The organism is Achromobacter sp. NPDC008082, from assembly GCF_042957345.1.
In the GTDB taxonomy this organism is placed as follows: Bacteria; Pseudomonadota; Gammaproteobacteria; order Burkholderiales; family Burkholderiaceae_B; genus Achromobacter; species Achromobacter kerstersii_A.
This window is the reverse complement of record NZ_JBIBIB010000004.1, coordinates 593450-611506: the sequence shown is the minus strand read 5'-3', so window position 1 is coordinate 611506 and position 18057 is coordinate 593450. Positions and strand designations below refer to the sequence as shown.

The following is an 18057-nucleotide window of genomic DNA, read 5'->3' as shown; positions in this document are numbered from 1 at the left end:
AGTTGGGGCGGTCGAAGATCTTCGTAGGTCGCCCATCGGCGCAGTGGCCCTGACTGCGCGCGCCCACGATTGCGGTCCGGAGCCTTCGCTCCGGACTCCCCCTTCGTCATCTTCGTCACCCGCCTTCGGCGGGTTCCTTCAGATTCCCTCGGGCGCATCGAGGTTGCGCGCAGTCAGGGCCACCGCGCCGACGGGCTGCCGCCGTCTTGGCATGACGCGCTGCTAGGACGTGCCTTAGTGACGAGTGCTGCGGGGCCCGCCGAGTGGCGGCCGCGCGGGCGGCCTTACTCGGCATACGCATCTGTGGGCGTTTGGGCGGGGGTCGCTCTCGCGCAATTTAAGAATTGTTTGCTAAGGGTCCCCCACGATTTTGGGGGGAGGTAGAGGGGTGGCGCGCGTCCACCACTGCCTTGCGCGTGCCGACCCGTCGCGCGCCACCGCACCGGGGTTCAACGGGCGACCGTGCCTCGCGGGACGGATGAAGCGCGGCAACGCCGTCCAGAAAAACCCGTCAAGTGCAGCCACACGCGAAGCGAACACCGCGACGACGCACCACTACGCATTAATGCAGTCAGACTGCATTTTTAAGCCATGAAGATTAATGCAGTCAGACTGCATTTTTCAGGGCGGCAAGCCGTGAAGAAGAACTCGAACATCGCAGCCACACGCGAAGCGAGTTCCGCAACGACGCACCACCAACGCGTAAGCTCCAAAAGGCCGCCCGCGCGGCCGGCATGGAGCGGGCCCCGCAAGATCTTCCACCACTCAAATACTCGTGGCGAGAACCCTAAGAAAACAAATCGCCCCAGCTGACGTCAGATTGCAGCTAACAGAGCCCGTGGTGCCGGGGGCCTGGGGTGCGCGGGGCGTCGATAAGCCCGAGGGAATCTGAAGGAACCCGCCGAAGGCGGGTGACGAAGATGACGACGGGGCAGTCCGGAGCGAAGGCTCCGGACCGCAATCGTTGCCCCGCGCACCCCAGGCCCCCGGCACCACGGGCGTCTCAAGAACTCAACAACACGAAATCAAGCCGCCCTAACCCCAATAGCCACCACCCTCGCACTAAATTCCTTCAGCAACTCCTCCCGCACCTTCCCCGCCCTCTCCATCGCCGCTTCCTTCACGTGCCCATATCCTCGAATCTCCTCCGGCACACTCGCTAACGCCACGGCCCGATCCAGATTTCCGCGATTCAGTTTCGATAAGATCGCCGTCATCGTCTCCCGGTATTCGCGGATCAGCTCACGCTCCGCGCGCCGTTCCGCCGTATACCCGAAAACGTCAAGCTTCGTCCCCCGCAAGCGCCGCCACTTCGCAAGCATGCCGAACACTCGCAACATCCCCGGCCCATAGCTGCGTTTGATCAGATGCCCCTGCTTGTCGCGCCGCGCGAACAGCGGCGGGGCCAGGTGGAAGTGCAGCTTCCAGTCGCCTTCGAATTGCGCGCTCACCTTCTTCACGAATTCGCCGTCTGAATACAGGCGTGCGACTTCGTACTCGTCCTTGTAGGCCATCAGCTTGAAGTAGTAACGCGCGACCGCGATCGCCAATCGGTTTGTACCGGTGGCCTCGTGCTCGGCGTGCGCCACCTTGTCGACCAGATCCGTGTATTGCTTTGCATACGCCTCGTTCTGGTACTGCGTCAGAAACGCCTTGCGCACCGCCACGATCTGGGCCAATTGTCCGGCGGGTTTTTTCAGTTCGGTCACGGGGCTGGCCGTGCGTGGGCGTTTGATTTCGATGATGTCTTCGGGCGGCGCAATCGGCATGCCGCCGTTGGCCAACACGCGCGCCACATCGGCCATGTCGTGCGCGGCGCGGCGGCCCCAGGCGAAGGCGGCGATGTTGCTTGCGACTTGCTGGCCGTTCAACTCAATCGCGCGCAACAGCGCCGCTTGCGACAGCGGAATCCAGCCCTTTTGATAGGCGTATCCCATCATCAACGGGTTCGCGTAGATGGCGTCGCCCAGCAACACCACCGCCATCGCCGCGGCGTCCACCATGTGCAAGTTTTCCTTGCCGCAGGCTGCTTGCAGATCGGCCGTCAGGTTGGCGCCCGGCAAGGTCCAGTCGGGGTTGGACACGAATGCGGCGGTGGGTGCGTTGTCGCGATTCAAGAGCGCGTGGGTGCGGCCCGGGCGCAGCCGCGCCATGCTTTCGGCGCTGGTGGCCACCACCAGGTCGCCCGCCAGCAGCAAGTCGGCCTCGCCCATCGCCACGCGCGTATTCATCAGGTCGTCGGGCGACTTCGCCAGCACCACATGCGAATACACCGCCCCGCCCTTCTGCGCCAAGCCAGCCATGTCCAGCACCGAACAGCCCTTGCCTTCCAGATGCGCCGCCATGCCCAGCAACTGGCCGATGGTGACCACGCCCGTGCCGCCCACGCCCGCGATGAAGACGCCGTACGGTTCATCCAACGCACGCTCGCGCGGCGGCGGCACGCCTTCGTCGATCACGCCTTCCTGCGACAAGGCTTTGGGCTTTTTCAGTTTGCCGCCCTCGACCGTGACGAAGCTGGGGCAAAAGCCCTTCAAACAGGAAAAGTCCTTGTTGCAGCTGGATTGATTGATCGTGCGCTTGCGGCCGAACTCGGTTTCCAATGGCTCGACCGACAAGCAATGCGACTTCTGCGAACAATCGCCGCAGCCTTCGCACACGCGTTCGTTGATGACGACGCGGCGCGCAGGGTCTGGGTAGGCGGCGCGCTTGCGGCGGCGGCGCTTCTCGGTGGCGCAGGTCTGGTCATAGATCAGCACGGACACGCCGGGGTGTTCGCGCAGGTCGCGCATGACGGCGTCAAGTTCGTCGCGGTGCATCACCGGCACGCCTGGCGCCAGGCCGGACAGGCTCTTGTACTTGTCGGGCTCGTCTGTCACGACGATGATTTTCTCGATGCCCTCGGCCGCCATCTGCCGGCTGATCATCGGTACGCTGATGGGGCCGTCCACGGGCTGCCCGCCGGTCATGGCGACGGCATCGTTGAACAGAATCTTGTACGTGATCGGCACCTTGGCCGCGACCGCCGCGCGGATGGCCAGCAGGCCCGAATGGAAATACGTGCCGTCGCCCAGGTTGGCGAAGACGTGCTTTTCTTCGGTGAACGGCGCCTGGCCTACCCACGGCACGCCCTCGCCGCCCATCTGGGTATAGACCTCGGTGTTGCGGTCCATCCAGCGCACCATGTAGTGGCAGCCGATGCCCGCCATGCCGCGCGAACCCTCGGGCAGACGCGTCGACGTATTGTGCGGACAGCCCGAGCAGAACCACGGCTTGCGTTCTTCCACCACGCGCGGCCGCGCCAGCAACTGTTCACGCCCGCGGATGAATTCCAGCCGCGCCTCGATGCCCGCGCGCACCTCGGCGGGCAGTTCAAAGCGCAGCAAACGCGACGCGATGGCTTTCGCCACCATCGCGGGCGAAAACTCGTAGTGCGCGGGCAGCAGCCAGTTGCCCTGCGGCACCGACCATTCGCCGCCATCCTTGTCATCGAACTTGCCCGCCACGCGCGGAATCTTCTTGCCGCTGCCGATCCAGCTGAACAGCTCTTCCTTCAGCTGGTACTCCAGCACCTGGCGTTTTTCTTCGACCACCAAAATCTCGTCCAGCCCCTCGGCAAACTGCTGCATGCCGGTGGATTCCAGCGGCCAGACCATGCCCACTTTGAAGATACGCAGGCCGATGCGCCGGCATACGTCTTCCGACAAGCCCAGGTCGGACAGCGCCTGGCGCGTGTCCAAATACGCCTTGCCCGACGTCATGATGCCAAACCGCGCATCGCGTTCAGGCACGTGCCACAGCTCACGGTTGAGCTTGTTCGCGCGGGCGTAAGCCAGCGCGGCGTAAAGCTTGTAGTCGAGCAGGCGCGCTTCTTGTTGCAGCGGCGTGTCGGGAATCCGGATGTTCAAGCCGTCGGGCGGCATCAGAAAATCTTCGGGCAGGGCAATGCGCACACGATGGGGGTCCACATCCACCGAGGCCGACACTTCCACAATGTCGGTGATGCATTTCATGCCGACCCACACGCCCGCGTATCGGCTCATGGCCCAGCCGTGCAAGCCGTAGTCCAGCACCTCTTGGACGCTGGCCGGAAACAGCGCCGGGATCATACAGGCCTTCAGGATGTGGTCGCTTTGGTGCGGCAAGGTCGACGACTTGGCGGGATGGTCGTCGCCCGCCACCACCAGCACGCCGCCGTGGCGCGACGTGCCTGCCGCGTTGGCATGCTTGAAGACGTCGCCGCAACGGTCCACGCCCGGGCCCTTGCCGTACCACATGCCAAAGACGCCGTCGTACTTCGCGCCCGGAAACAAGTTGACCTGCTGCGAGCCCCAGACGGCAGTGGCGGCCAGGTCTTCGTTGATGCCGGGCTGGAACTCAACGTGATGGGCCTTCAGGTACTTGGCCGCCTTCCACATGTTCTGGTCGACCCCGCCCAACGGCGACCCCCGGTACCCCGACACAAAGCCCGCCGTGTTCAAGCCCGCGCGTGCATCACGCACCCGCTGCATCATGGGCAGGCGGACCAGGGCGTGGATACCGCTCATCCAGGCGCGGCCGGATTCCAGCGTGTACTTGTCGTCAAGTTGGACGGATTCAAGCGCCGCGCGCAATGCGGGCGTAAGGGGGGCATTCATGTCGACTCCAAGATCCTGGATGCCCCCACCAGCTTCGCGTCGCGCGCTTGGGCGCACGCGGGCCAACAAGGGCCGTGAAAGTGAAGTGATGCGCTCGCGCGCCTAGGTCTGCCAGTTGTAACCGCTTGCCCCCACCCCGGGCAATAGGGCGATGCGATAATGTGCGCCATGGAATTCGCCCCTCGAATCGTCGCCTGGCAGCGCCAGCATGGCCGCCACGATCTGCCCTGGCAAAACACACGTGACCCGTATCGGATCTGGCTGTCCGAGATCATGTTGCAGCAGACGCAAGTGGCCACCGTCATCCCGTATTACGAACGCTTCCTGCAACGCTTTCCGGACGTAGCCGCGCTGGCCGCCGCCGCCCAGGAAGACGTGATGCCGTACTGGGCTGGCCTGGGCTACTACGCGCGCGCCCGCAACCTGCATCGCTGCGCGCAGGAAATCGCGCGCGACTGGAACGGCCGCTTCCCGCCCACCGCCGAAGCCATCGCCACCCTGCCCGGCATCGGGCGATCCACCGCCGCAGCCATTGCCGCATTCGCTTATGGCGAGCGGTCTCCCATCCTGGATGGCAACGTCAAACGCGTGTTCACCCGCCACTTCGGCATTGCCGGCGACCCGTCCAAGCGCGATGTTGAAACGCGGCTATGGGCGCTGGCCGACGCGCAGGTCGACGCCGCGCCGGGCCTGGACATGGCGGCCTACACGCAAGGGTTGATGGACTTGGGCGCCACGCTTTGCACGCGCGGCAAACCGGCTTGCGACAAATGCCCGGTGGCCGACAGCTGCGTCGCCCGCCGCGAAGGCCGCCAGGCCGAACTGCCCACGCCCAAAGTCCGCAAGGCGATTCCGGAACGCGAGACCTGTATGCTCGTGCTCCAACACCAGGGCGCTTTCCTGTTGCAGCAACGGCCCGAGCCCGGCATCTGGGGCGGGTTGTGGAGCCTGCCTGAATTCGACGTCGCGGGTGACCCCGACGCCGCCTCGCGCGCGCTGGGCCTGGAACCCGAACAACGCTTCGAACTCGCGGCTTTCGCCCACACCTTCACGCACTACCGCTTGCACATCCGGCCTTGGCTGGTGCCTGTGCGCGCAGCCGGTTTGCGCGAATCGGCATTGCCTGAACGATGGGTGCATGCGGACAAGCTGGCGACGATGGCGCTGCCCGCACCGGTAAAGAAATTGCTGCAAGGCCTGGTGGATGCCGGCATGCAAGACAGCCTGTTCTCGTCAGGCAAGCCCTGACACGCACGCGGGCCGGGGCGCGATCACGCCTCGGCTTGCACCGCCCCGCTTAACAACATCACCAGCTTCAGATCCGGGTGCGTCGCCAGCCGGAACGTGATCTGCTGAAACGCCAGCTTGCCGTCGCGCGGATGCTGAAATTCCCGCAATCCGCCTTCACGCTCCACCACGGCATGGCGCGTCCACCAGTGGGCGAAGACGGCGCTTTGGCGGTTTAGCGTATCCAGCAAGCCCAGCACGGCGGCCTCGTCCAGATGCGCGCCCGCGTCGGCGCGGAATTCCGCCACCACCCGGCGCGCGCGCTGGTCCCAGTCCACCACCAGATCACGCGCGGCGGGGTCCATGAAGATGTAGCGCAACAGGTTCGGTTCGGGGTCGCGCGTGGGCCAATCGTCGAACAGGTCGCGCAGTGGCTCGTTGTAGGCCAGCACGTTCCAGGCGCGGTCCAGCACATAGGCGGGCGCGTTGATCGCGTTCACGCATTCTTGCAAGGGGCCGGGCGTGCCGCCCGCATCGTCGCGCGCATGTTGAGGGTCGGCGCAGTCGGCAAGATCAAAAAGATAAGCGCGTTCGGCGCGCGCCAGTTGCAGCACGCCCGCAATGCGCGACCACACCGACGGCGACACAGACACTTCCCGCCCCTGCTCGATCCACGTGTACCAGGTGACGCTGATGCCGCACAGTTGCGCGACCTCTTCGCGGCGCAGGCCCGGCGTGCGGCGGCGCATGCCTTCGGGCAGCCCGGCCATCTGCGGCGTGATGCGGGAACGGGCGCTGCGCACAAATTCGCCCAATGCCTGACGGCGCAAGGGCGAACCGTCTTGGCTGGCGGCGCCATGGGGGGAAGTAGTCATACCAGGATAAGCAATGGGCTTGTACGTGTATAAGGGTGGGCCTATCTTAGCGCCTGCACCTGACTATTCGCACAACGCTCTCAAAGGACCTTCATGACCGCCACCTCCCACGACGCCGCCGTCGACCGCCAGTTCAGCCCGCGCGCCACGGCCTACCTGACCAGCGCCGTCCACGCCCAAGGCGAAGACCTGCTGCAAATGGCAGGCGTCGCCCGCCAGCACCCCGATGCGCGGGTGCTGGACTTGGGCTGTGGTGGCGGCCACGTGAGCTTTCACGTGGCGCCCGAAGTGAAGCACGTCACCGCCTATGACCTGTCGCAGCAGATGCTGGACGTGGTGGCGGGCGAAGCCGCCAAGCGCGGCCTGAACAATCTGGACACCCGTCAGGGCAAGGCCGAGTACCTGCCGTTTGCCGATGGCGAGTTCGACCTGGTGATGTCGCGCTATTCCACGCACCACTGGCAAGATGCCGGCCGCGGCCTGCGCGAAGCGTTCCGTGTGCTCAAGCCGGGCGGCATCGCCGTGTTTGCAGATGTGGTGTCGCCGGGTGAACCGTTGCTGGACACCTGGTTGCAAACCATCGAAGTGTTGCGCGACACCTCGCACGTGCGCGACTACTCGGTAGCCGAATGGACCCGCATGCTGACCGAGGCCGGCTTCACGCTGCAAGGCTTGTCCCCGCGCCGCCTGCCGCTGGAATTCCAGACCTGGGTCACGCGCATGCGCACACCCGACACGCTGGTGGCCGCGCTGCGCCATATGTTCGGCATTGCGCCTGACGTGGTGCGCGCGCACTTCGACGTGAAGGAAGACAGCTCTTTCACCAGCGACACCGCGACCATCGTGGTGAAGAAGCCGGGCTGATTCACGCCCGCGCTAGGCGATGTCAGGCGTGAGCGCCTGACCGACTACCAATGCGGCTCACGCCAGCGCACCGCTCACCCCCTGGCTGCGTAGCGCATGCGCCGCTTGCGACACCGCCCGTACAAAACGCGGGTCTGCGCCCAGGTCGCCAAACACCGCCGCCAGGCCGGTCAGCGTTTCCGTCCAGGCCAGCATGGCCGTCTGCCCCGTGCCGCTGCATTCAGCGGCACGTTCCGCTTGCGCATAGCAATGCGCCAATTCGGCGGCCATCGGGTCCTGGATGTCGTAGCGTAGCCCTGCCTCATCAACGCCGCGCAGGAAATGCAGCCACGCAGCCACCGCCAAGGCCAGCTTGCCAATCGGCAAGTCCGCCGCTAACCGTGCCCGCACGGTGTCCAACAGGCGCTGCGGCAGCTTCTGCGAACCGTCCATCGCAATCTGCCGGGTTTGGTGTTTCAACGCCGGGTTCTCAAAGCGCTTCAATAGCCTTTGCTGATAGCGTGCCAGGTCCAGGCCCGGCAGCGGGGGCAGCGTCGGCACGATTTCATCCTGCATCAGCGCCGCCAGATAGGCTTTCAACGCAGGCTGTGCCATCGCTTCGTCCACCGTTGCCCAGCCCGCCATCACCGACAAATACGCCAGCGCCGAATGCGCCCCGTTGACGGTGCGCAGCTTCAAGGTTTCAAACGGCGCGGCCTCGTCCACAAAGCGCGCGCCACCCGCAGTCCAGTCCGGGCGGCCGGCCGCGAACTGATCTTCCACCACCCATTCCAGATACGGCTCGCCCAACACCGGCCAGGCGTCGTCCATGCCCAGCGCTTGCGCCACGTCGCGCCGGTCGCTATCGGTCGTGCGCGGCACGATGCGGTCAACCATCGAACACGGGAACGCGCACAACGTTTCGATCCACGTCGCCAGCGCGGGGTCCACCTGTCGCGCAAACGCCAGCACCATGCCGCGCAACAAATGCCCGTTGCTGGGCAGGTTGTCCAGCGACATCAGCGTGATCGGGCCACGTCCCGCCGCGCGTCGCTGTTGCAATCCCCACACCAGAAAGCCGATGGTGCTGCGCGGCAACAGCGGTTGCGCAAGGTCGTGCACGATGTCGGGGTGTTGCAGGTTCAAGCGACCGCTGGCCGGGTCGTGACAATAGCCTTTTTCAGTCACGGTCACGCTGACGATGCGCGTGTCCGCATGCGCAATGCGCGCCAGCACTGCCTGCGGATCTTCCGGCGCAACCAGCATTTCAAGCATGCAGCCTATGACCGTGGCCTGCTGTTGCTCGCGGCCGGCCGCGTCGGCGCTGCGCAGCGCCAAGGTGTACAGGCCCGCTTGCGGCGCCAGCGCATCGCGCGTGTCGGCCTGCCGCAAGGACACGCCGCAAATACCCCAGGCCAGGTCCGCACCCGCATGCAACGCGGCGTCGTTGACCGCTGCAAGATGCGCGCGCGCGAACGCGCCCAGGCCCAGGTGCACGATACCCACGCGCAAGGCGCTACGGTCGTACCTGGGCCGCGCCACGGCGGCGGGCAACAAGGCAAGCCGCGCAGGCGTCAGGCGCGCGGCATCGGCCGCTACCAGTTCCATAGCGTGCCGTCCTGCTGCAAGCGGTTGACCGGCAGGTAAGCGCGCTTGTACGGGTACTTGGCGGCCAGCTTTTCATCAATGTCGACACCGTGGCCGGGCACATCGCCCGGGTACAGCATGCCTTGGTCAAACGTATACGCATGCGGGAAGACGGCGTCGGTTTCTTCGGTGTGGCGCATATATTCCTGGATGCCGAAGTTAGGCACCCACAAATCAAAATGCAGCGCCGCGCCCATGCACACGGGCGACAGGTCGGTCGCGCCGTGACAACCCGTGCGTACCTGATACAGCGACGCCAAATCCGCAATGCGGCGTAGATGCGTGATGCCGCCCGCGTGTACGACGGTGGTTCGGATGTAGTCGATCAGCTGGTTCTGCACCAGGTCCTTGCAGTCCCAAATGGAATTGAAGATCTCGCCCACGGCCAGCGGCGTGGTCGTGTGCTGCCGGATCAGGCGGAAGGCATCCTGGTTTTCGGCCGGCGTGGCGTCTTCCATCCAGAACAGGTTGTAGGGTTCCAGCGACTTGCCCAGGCGACCGGCTTCGATCGGCGTCAGGCGATGGTGCACGTCGTGCAGCAGATGGTGCTCGAAACCCAGCTTGTCGCGGATACGGTCGAAGAGTTGCGGCGTGTGCCGCAGGTACTTTTCGGTCGACCAGTCGTGTTCGCTGGGCAAGTCGGCATCGGCCGGTTCATAGAACAGATTGCCGCGCCCCACGCCATAGACTTTGTCCAGACCCGGCACCCCGCTTTGCGCGCGTATGGCGCGGTAGCCCATGTCGGCATAGCGCAGCACTTCATCCACGGTGTGTTCGATGTCGGACCCGTTGGCGTGGCCATAGACCATGACGCCGCTGCGGCTCTTGCCGCCCAGCAGCTGGTACAGCGGCAGGCCGGCCGCCTTGGCCTTCAAGTCCCACAGCGCAGTGTCCACGGCGGCAATCGCTGTCATGGTGACCGGCCCGCGCCGCCAGTACGCGCCCTTGTACAGGTACTGCCAGATGTCTTCGATCTGATGCGCATCGCGCCCGATCAGGCAGGGAACGACGTGTTCGGTCAGGTATGCCGACACGGCCAGCTCGCGCCCGTTCAGCGTGGCGTCGCCAATGCCGGTTAGGCCCTGATCGGTTTCAATTTTCAGGGTTACGAAATTGCGGCCCGGCGAACAGACAATCACGCGTGCGTTCGTAATTTTCATCGTGGGTTTCCGTGGTTCAGAACGTCACCATCACTTTCATGGCCTGATGGCGGTCGGCCGCAAGCGCAAACGCATCATGCACGTTCGCCACCGGCACGGCGGCCGTCAATAAGGGCGATACGTCCAGCAGGCCGCGGCTTAAATAATCCACGGCCCACGCGTATTCATCGACAAAACGAAAGCTGCCGATGACGGACAAACTCTTCACCATGATCTGGTTGAACGGACACCCGTCGTTGCTGCCGCTCAAGGTGCCCACGGTGACGATGACGCCGCGCGGGCGCGTCACGCGGATGGCGTTGGCCAGCCCCGCGTAATGGCCCGACGCTTCGAAGCACACGTCAATCGTCCCCTTGCCCGCCGCCAGCGCATCGATGGCGCCGGGGTCTGCCGCCACATTGATCGTGCGCGTTGCGCCGACGCGCGTGCAGGTGGCGAGCGTTTCGTCCACGATGTCCACCACCGTCACCTGACTGGCTCCAGCCAGGCGCGCCGCCATCAGGATCAATGCGCCGATTGGCCCCGCGCCCACCACCATGACCGACTTGCCCAGCAAGCTTCCCGCGCTGCGCACGGCGTGCAGCGCCACGGCCAATGGTTCGCCAAATGCGGCGAGTTCGAAAGACAAACTGTCCGGCACGGGCAGGCATTGCTTTTCCTGCACCACTACCTGTTCGCGCATCGCGCCCTGCATGTGCGGATAGCGGCTGGCGCTGCCGAAGAAATGCACGGCCTCGCAATGATTCGAATCGCCCTGGCGGCAGTAGCGGCACACGCCGCAGGTGCGCGCGGGGTCCAGCGCCACGCGGTCACCGGGCTTGACGGCCGTCACTTGCGAGCCCACTTCCAGCACTTGGCCGGACGCTTCGTGGCCCGGCGTCAGCGGTTCACGGATAACGAAATCGCCCACGCGGCCGTGGCGGTAGTAATGCAGGTCAGACCCGCAGATGCCCACCGCCTTGATGCCCACCCGCACCTGGGCCGGCCCCAAGGGTTCTGGCGTCTGTTCGTCCAGGCGCAGATCGTCCGCGCCATGAATTGCGCAATTCAGCATGCTTGCCCGCCCACGTTAAGTGTTGCCGCGCTATCGCCACCCCTGCGCGAATTCGCCGATCACGCGCTCAAGATGCGCGCGCATCGCCTGCCTGGCGGCGTGGGCATCGCCCGCCACCAGCGCACTGAAGATGCGCTGATGGTCTTCCTGCGACGCCTGCCGCAATGCCTGTGTATGGAAATGCTGTTCGATCTTGTCCCAGATAGGGCCACGCGCCTGATCCCACATCGACGTCACCGTGGCCAGCAGCACGCTGTTGCCGGTGGACTGTGCGATATACAGATGAAACCGGCGGTCGGCCGCTTCGTTGGCGGACTTGTCGCTAACCTGGTCGCGCATCGTCGTCAGCGCTTCGAATATGCGGTCAAGATCGGCATCGGTGCGGGTGGTGGCGGCCAGCGCCGCGATCTCGGATTCAATCAGCGAACGCGCCCGCAGCAGTTCGAACGGGCCTGCGCCGGCTTCCTGCGCCACGGGCAGCCGGGCCACGCCGGGCTTGGGTTCGCAGACATAGATGCCGGACCCGCCGCGCACTTCCACCACCCCTTGAAGCTCCAGCGCGATGATGGCTTCGCGCAGCGCGGTGCGGCTGACCTCGAAGCGTTCGGCCAACGCGCGCTCGGCCGGCAAGCGCCCGCCCACGGCGAATTCGCCTTGCGCCACCAGGGCCTGGATCTGCGCGGCCAGTCTGACATAGGCGCGGTCGGGCGCGGTCTTGATAGCGGGTTCGTCGGCGGCGGGGGAGGATTGGGGCAGCAGTTGCAGCATCGTCGCAAAGCCAAATTGGTTAGACCAAATCGTATTTGGTTCACCAATTTTCACCATCATGGTTTACCACTATCAGGGCGACGGGGTATCTCCTGTCACTTGCGGTCACCCCGCTCGACAGCCCCGGCAAAAACCCTGTATAGATGGCGGTCCCCCTTTGCCAGCGCACACGAAAAGGAAGCGTCATGCACGAAGCGTCTGAACAGACATTGCCCACGGATCTCACCGTCACCGAAGCCGCGGCCCTGATCGTCGATGGCCGGCTGACCAGCGTGGCGCTGACCGAAGCCTGCCTGGACCGCATCGACGCGCAACAAAAACTCAACGCATTCATCACCGTAGACCGCGCGGGCGCGCTGGCTCAGGCCCGCGCTTACGATGCCGCACGCGCCCAAGGCGGCGATGCCTATGCCCCGCTGGGCGGCGTGCCCATCGCCATCAAAGACAACATCCACGTGGCTGGCCTGCCCAACACGGCCGGCACACCCGCGTTGAAGCATTTCCGTCCGGCACTGGATGCGCCCGTCGTGCAGCGCCTGCGCGCCGCCGGCGCCATCATCATCGGCAAGACCAACATGCACGAACTGGCGTTTGGCGTGTCGGGCTACAACACCGCGTTTCCCGGCCCGCAGGGCGACGGCACGCGCAACGCTTACGACAGCACCCGCATTGCGGGCGGCTCGTCATCGGGCAGCGGCGCGGCGGTGGGCGCCCGCCTGACGCCCGCCGCGCTGGGCACGGACACGGGCGCATCGGTGCGCCTGCCCGCCGCCGTCAATGGCGCAGTGGGTTTCCGCCCATCGGTGGGCCGGTACGACGGCTCGGGCATCACGCCGATTTCGCACACGCGTGACACCCCTGGCCCCATCGCCAACAGCATGCAAGACATCGTGCTGCTGGACGGCATTCTTGCCGGCGACGCGCAACCCTTGCGCGCCTTGCCCGCCGCGCAGGTGCGCCTGGGGCTGGCTCGCTATTTCTGGACGGATCTGGCCCCGCAGGTGCGCGACGTCATGGACGCCGCGCTGGCCAAACTGCGCGCGGCAGGGGTGCAGCTGATTGATATCGACATGCCTGACCTGCCCGCCGCCAACGCGGCCGTTGGCATGCCGCTGTGCCTGTACGAGCAAAAGCCCGATCTCACCGCCTATCTGCAACGCTACAACGTGGGCGTGAGCTTTGAAGAGGTGGTGGCGCAAATCTCCAGCCCCGACGTCAAAGCCATCTTCGATGGCCTGATCGTGCCGGGCGTGCTGCCGACGCCTGATGGGCAAGTTTTGGCGCTGCAACCGCTCTACGAACGCGTTATCGCCGAGCAGCGTGACGAACTGATCAACGTCTACCGGCGTGCGTTCCAGGCGCACAACCTGGACGGCCTGTTGTTTCCGACGCTGCCGATCCTGCCGATGGCGGCCACCCCCGAGGCCAGCAGCTTCGAGAGCTTCAGCCGTCTGGCCCGCAACGTGGACCCCGGCAGCAACGCCGGCCTGCCTGGCTTGAGCGTGCCGGCGGGCTTGTCAGAAGAAGGCTTGCCAGTGGGATTGGAGGTCGATGGCCTGCCAGGCGCCGACCGCAAGGTGCTGGAAATTGGCGTGATGCTAGAAGGCGTGCTGGGGCGCATGGCGCCGCCATCCCTCTGACCTGAAGCGAACCGGTCTGACACGGGTAGAAAAAGGCCGAGGCCCACGCTTACGTGCGCGAGTGGCCCCGGCCTGCCGTCACCGGCCCTTGTGTGGCGGGCTTGCGACGGCTTTCCCAAACGGCTCATAGCGGCCGCTCAGACCGATCGAGATGCGGTCCCCTGCCGGATGGGCCTGCCGGTCAAACGATTGGGGGCCAGCCCGACTTGCTCGGACTGGCCCCCAATCAATATGTAAGAACCGCAGGATCAACGGATCGTGTTCATCACCCCAAATTGGGCGCCAACGTCCGTTTCAGGTCTTCAATGCTGCGGCCGCTGCGCTTGGCGTAGTCTTCAAGCTGGTCTTCGCCGATCACGCCCACGTTGAAGTATTGCGAGTCGGGGTGGCTGAAGTAGAAGCCGGACACGCTGGAGGCCGGGAACATGGCGTAGCTGTCGGTGAGCATCATGCCGATGTCGCTGCCGTCCAGCACGCGGAACATGTCGGTCTTGACCACGTGCTCCGGGCAGGCCGGGTAGCCGGGCGCGGGGCGGATGCCCACGTACTTCTCGGCAATCATGTCTTCGTTCGTCAGCGCCTCGTCGGGCGCGTAGCCCCACAAGTCCTGGCGCACGCGGGCGTGCAGGCATTCGGCGAAGCCTTCGGCCAGGCGGTCAGCCAGCGACTTCAACATGATGCTGGAATAGTCATCCAGCGCCTTCTCGAATTCCGCTTCCTTTTTCTCGATGCCGATGCCCGCCGTGACGGCGAACATGCCGATGTAATCCAGCTTGCCGGACGACTTGGGCGCAATGAAGTCCGACAACGACTTGTTGCTGACGCCTTCGCGCTTGGCGCCCTGCTGGCGCAGGTTGCGATACGTGAACAGCACTTCGCTGCGCGTTTCGTCCTTGTAGATTTCGATGTCTTCGTCGTTGACGCTGTTGGCCGGGTAGAAGCCCACGACGCCGTTGGCGGTGAGCCAGCGGCCTTCGACGATGCGCTTCATCATGGCCAGGCCGTCGGCGTAGACCTTGCGCGCCTGTTCGCCCACCACCTTGTCATCCAGGATGGCCGGGAACGGGCCGAACAGGCTCCACGTCTGAAAGAACGGACCCCAGTCCACGTACTTCACGATCTCGGCCAGGTCGTAGCTCTTGAACGTGCGGCGGCCGATGAACTTCGGGCGCGGCGGCGTGTAGTTGTCCCAATCGATGACGGGACGCGAGGCGCGCGCGTCCGCCAGCGGCAGGATGGGCGTGGCCTTGCGGTTGGCGTGACGGCGGCGCACGTCTTCGTATTCCTGCGCCAGTTCGGCCAGGTACGTCTCGGATTGGTCCGACATCAGATTCGTGGCGACCCCCACCGAGCGGCTGGCGTCCGGCACGTAGATGACCGGGCCGTCGTAGTTGGGCGCGATCTTCACGGCGGTGTGCACGCGGCTGGTCGTGGCCCCGCCAATCATCAGCGGCAGCTTGCGGCTGCGGAAGTAGTCGTCGCGCTGCATTTCGCTGGCCACGTACGCCATCTCTTCGAGGCTGGGCGTGATCAGGCCGGACAAGCCGACGATGTCGGCGTTTTCTTCCTTGGCCTTTTCCAGGATCTGCGCGCAGGGCACCATCACGCCCATGTTCACGACTTCGAAGTTATTGCACTGCAAGACCACCGACACGATGTTCTTGCCGATGTCGTGCACATCGCCCTTGACGGTGGCGATGACGATCTTGCCCTTGGCGCGCACGTCGCCGCCCGCCGCCGCGATCTGGCGTTTTTCTTCTTCGATGAAGGGAATCAGGTGGGCCACGGCCTGCTTCATCACGCGCGCCGACTTCACCACCTGCGGCAGGAACATCTTGCCTTCGCCGAACAGGTCGCCCACGACGTTCATGCCGTCCATCAGCGGGCCTTCGATGACCTCAATCGGGCGGCCGCCGCGGTTGGCGATCTTCTGGCGCACTTCTTCAGTGTCTTCGACGATGAAGGCGGTAATGCCGTGGACCAGCGCGTGCGACAGGCGCTGCTCGACTTCCGCCTTGCGCCACGTCAGGTCTTCTTCGCGCTTGGCGCCAGAGCCCTTCACGCTGTCGGCAAACTGCACCAGGCGTTCGGTGGGGGTGCGTTCGTCGTCGGGTTCCGTCTTGCCCACAGGGTTGGGGCGGTCCAGCACCACGTCTTCGACCAGATCGCGCAGCTTGGGGTCCAGGTCGGCGTAAACGCCGAGCTGGCCGGCGTTGACGATGCCCATCGTCATGCCTTCCTTGACCGCGTAATACAGGAACACGGTGTGGATGGCTTCGCGCATGGGCTCGTTGCCGCGGAACGAGAAGCTGACGTTCGACACGCCGCCCGAAATGCGGGCGTGGGGCAGGTTGTCGCGAATCCAGCGGGTGCCTTCGATGAAGTCCACCGCATAGTGGTTGTGTTCGTCGATGCCGGTGGCGACCGCGAAGACGTTCGGGTCGAAGATGATGTCTTCCGGCGGGAAACCCTCTTCTTCGACCAGAATCTTGTAGGCGCGGCCGCAGATTTCCTTGCGGCGTTCCAGCGTGTCGGCCTGGCCCAATTCATCAAATGCCATGACGACCACGGCCGCGCCGTAGCGGCGGCAAAGGCGGGCGTGATGACGAAACGGCTCGATCCCTTCCTTCATGGAAATGGAGTTCACCACCGCCTTGCCCTGCACGCACTTCAAGCCGGTTTCGATGACTTCCCACTTCGAGCTGTCGATCATGACCGGCACGCGGGCGATGTCGGGCTCGGACGCGATCAGGTTCAGGAAGCGGTGCATGCACGCCACCGAATCCAACATGGCTTCATCCATGTTGATGTCGATGATCTGCGCGCCGTTTTCAACCTGCTGGCGGGCCACGGCCAGCGCTTCGTCGTACTTTTCTTCGCGGATCAGGCGGGCGAACATCTTGCTGCCCGTCACGTTGGTGCGTTCGCCCACGTTCACGTACAGCGTGTCTTCGTCGATGTTCAGCGGTTCCAGGCCCGACAGGCGCGTCTTGACCGGGATGTCAGGCACAACGCGCGGCGTCAGCGACGTGACCTTGTCCGCAATGGCGCGGATGTGATCAGGCGTGGTGCCGCAGCACCCGCCCGACATGTTCACCAGCCCAGCGCGGGCGAATTCCTCAAGCAGCGCCGACGTGTCGGCCGGCGTTTCGTCAAAGCCGGTTTCGGCCATCGGGTTTGGCAGGCCGGCGTTGGGGTAGACGCAGACGTACGTGTCGCAGATTTTGGACAGTTCGGCCACGTAGGGGCGCATCAGCGCCGCGCCCAGCGCGCAGTTCAGGCCGATGGTGACCGGGCGCGCGTGGCGCACCGAGTTCCAGAACGCTTCCACCGTCTGGCCCGACAGGATGCGGCCCGACGCGTCGGTGACGGTGCCCGAGATCATCACGGGCAGGCGGATGCCGCGCGTCTCGAACACTTCTTCGGTGGCGAAGATGGCGGCCTTGGCGTTCAGCGTGTCGAAGATGGTTTCGATCAGGACGATGTCGATGCCGCCATCCAGCAGGCCGTTCAACTGCTCGATATAGGCCACGCGCAATTCGTCGAACGTGACGTTGCGCGCGCCGGGGTCGTTCACGTCGGGCGAGATCGACGCCGTCTTGGGCTGGGGGCCCAGGGCGCCGGCCACAAAGCGCGGCTTGTCCGGCGTGCTGTAGGCGTCACAGGCTTCGCGCGCCAATTGCGCCGACACCAGGTTCAGTTCGTAGGCCAGTTCCGGCAGGTCGTAGTCGCCCTGCGCGATGGTGGTGGCGCCGAAGGTGTTGGTCTCGATGACGTCAGCGCCCGCTTCCAGGTACTGGCGGTGGATTTCCGAGATGACGTCCGGGCGCACCAGCGACAACAGCTCGTTATTGCCCTTGACGTCTTTGCCGTGGCCGGCGAAACGCTCGCCGCGGAAGTCGGCCTCGCCCAGTTTGTAGCGCTGGATCATGGTGCCCATGGCGCCGTCCAGAATCAGGATGCGCTTGCCCAGCAGGCGGGCGAATTCACCGCCTTGGGTATAGGCTTCGGGCGGGTACGGCAAACGGGGATACGACACGGGCAGGTCCAGATGAAGGTGGCCAACGGCGGCGCAATGTGGCTAAAAAGCGAAAAACGCCGAAAAAACAAGCCCTGATCGTAACAAAATGGGCTGTCTCGCGCCCTCGGGTGATACAGTTTCGGCCCCGAACCGGTGCTTTCGGCGCATCTTGCTGGCAAGAACAC

General features: G+C 64.9%; 10 protein-coding genes. 3 read left to right on the top strand and 7 right to left on the bottom strand.

Features of this window, described 5'->3' with window-relative positions:
* Positions 1-1025 precede the first annotated feature (1025 nt).
* Positions 1026-4637 carry an indolepyruvate ferredoxin oxidoreductase family protein gene (locus tag ACFZAI_RS18860; protein ID WP_391568384.1) on the bottom strand — a complete coding sequence of 1204 codons (3612 nt, stop codon included), beginning with the start codon at positions 4635-4637 and terminating at the stop codon, positions 1026-1028.
* 159 nt (positions 4638-4796) lie between these two features.
* Here ACFZAI_RS18860 and mutY point away from each other — a divergent pair, with 159 nt between their 5' ends.
* The gene (mutY, locus tag ACFZAI_RS18855) at positions 4797-5885 is read left to right on the top strand and encodes an A/G-specific adenine glycosylase (protein WP_391568383.1); all 1089 of its coding nucleotides are present in this window, start codon (positions 4797-4799) and stop codon (positions 5883-5885) included.
* Between the two features lie 23 nt (positions 5886-5908).
* Here mutY and ACFZAI_RS18850 read toward each other — a convergent pair whose 3' ends face one another.
* Positions 5909-6739: a helix-turn-helix transcriptional regulator gene (locus tag ACFZAI_RS18850; protein WP_391568382.1), complete on the bottom strand. Its 831-nt coding sequence runs from the start codon at positions 6737-6739 to the stop codon at positions 5909-5911.
* A 93-nt stretch (positions 6740-6832) separates the two neighbouring features.
* On the opposite strand from ACFZAI_RS18850, the gene ACFZAI_RS18845 reads away from it, so the two are divergent.
* Entirely contained in the window at positions 6833-7603 is a 771-nt protein-coding gene (locus ACFZAI_RS18845; protein ID WP_391568381.1) for a class I SAM-dependent methyltransferase, read from the top strand.
* Between the two features lie 57 nt (positions 7604-7660).
* On the opposite strand, the gene ACFZAI_RS18840 is transcribed toward ACFZAI_RS18845, so the two are convergent.
* Genes ACFZAI_RS18840 through ACFZAI_RS18825 form a run of 4 tightly spaced genes read right to left on the bottom strand, consistent with a single transcriptional unit; the run spans position 7661 to position 12211 of the window.
* On the bottom strand, positions 7661-9190 hold the full coding sequence (locus tag ACFZAI_RS18840) for a mannitol dehydrogenase family protein (protein ID WP_391568380.1): 1530 nt from the start codon (positions 9188-9190) through the stop codon (positions 7661-7663).
* Positions 9178-10389 carry a D-mannonate dehydratase ManD gene (manD, locus tag ACFZAI_RS18835; protein WP_391568379.1) on the bottom strand — a complete coding sequence of 404 codons (1212 nt, stop codon included), beginning with the start codon at positions 10387-10389 and terminating at the stop codon, positions 9178-9180. Before manD ends, ACFZAI_RS18840 begins: the two co-directional genes overlap by 13 nt.
* A 16-nt stretch (positions 10390-10405) precedes the next feature.
* Entirely contained in the window at positions 10406-11443 is a 1038-nt protein-coding gene (locus ACFZAI_RS18830) for an L-idonate 5-dehydrogenase (protein WP_391568378.1), read from the bottom strand.
* 30 nt (positions 11444-11473) lie between these two features.
* Complete coding sequence (locus tag ACFZAI_RS18825) at positions 11474-12211, bottom strand: FadR/GntR family transcriptional regulator (protein ID WP_391568377.1); 738 nt, start codon at positions 12209-12211, stop codon at positions 11474-11476.
* A 185-nt stretch (positions 12212-12396) separates the two neighbouring features.
* Between ACFZAI_RS18825 and iaaH the strand changes: the two genes are divergently transcribed.
* On the top strand, positions 12397-13851 hold the full coding sequence (gene iaaH / locus ACFZAI_RS18820; RefSeq protein WP_391568376.1) for an indoleacetamide hydrolase: 1455 nt from the start codon (positions 12397-12399) through the stop codon (positions 13849-13851).
* A gap of 265 nt (positions 13852-14116) precedes the next feature.
* Here iaaH and metH read toward each other — a convergent pair whose 3' ends face one another.
* Entirely contained in the window at positions 14117-17890 is a 3774-nt protein-coding gene (metH, locus tag ACFZAI_RS18815; protein ID WP_391568375.1) for a methionine synthase, read from the bottom strand.
* Between the last annotated feature and the right edge of the window lie 167 nt (positions 17891-18057).

Bases quoted from the DNA above. Each gene is read 5' to 3' on its own strand.
- ACFZAI_RS18860 (WP_391568384.1), bottom strand. From the start codon at position 4,637: ATGAATGCCCCCCTTACGCCCGCATTGCGCGCGGCGCTTGAATCCGTC.
- mutY (WP_391568383.1), top strand. From the start codon at position 4,797: ATGTGCGCCATGGAATTCGCCCCTCGAATCGTCGCCTGGCAGCGCCAG.
- ACFZAI_RS18850 (WP_391568382.1), bottom strand. From the start codon at position 6,739: ATGACTACTTCCCCCCATGGCGCCGCCAGCCAAGACGGTTCGCCCTTG.
- ACFZAI_RS18845 (WP_391568381.1), top strand. From the start codon at position 6,833: ATGACCGCCACCTCCCACGACGCCGCCGTCGACCGCCAGTTCAGCCCG.
- ACFZAI_RS18840 (WP_391568380.1), bottom strand. From the start codon at position 9,190: ATGGAACTGGTAGCGGCCGATGCCGCGCGCCTGACGCCTGCGCGGCTT.
- manD (WP_391568379.1), bottom strand. From the start codon at position 10,389: ATGAAAATTACGAACGCACGCGTGATTGTCTGTTCGCCGGGCCGCAAT.
- ACFZAI_RS18830 (WP_391568378.1), bottom strand. From the start codon at position 11,443: ATGCTGAATTGCGCAATTCATGGCGCGGACGATCTGCGCCTGGACGAA.
- ACFZAI_RS18825 (WP_391568377.1), bottom strand. From the start codon at position 12,211: ATGCTGCAACTGCTGCCCCAATCCTCCCCCGCCGCCGACGAACCCGCT.
- iaaH (WP_391568376.1), top strand. From the start codon at position 12,397: ATGCACGAAGCGTCTGAACAGACATTGCCCACGGATCTCACCGTCACC.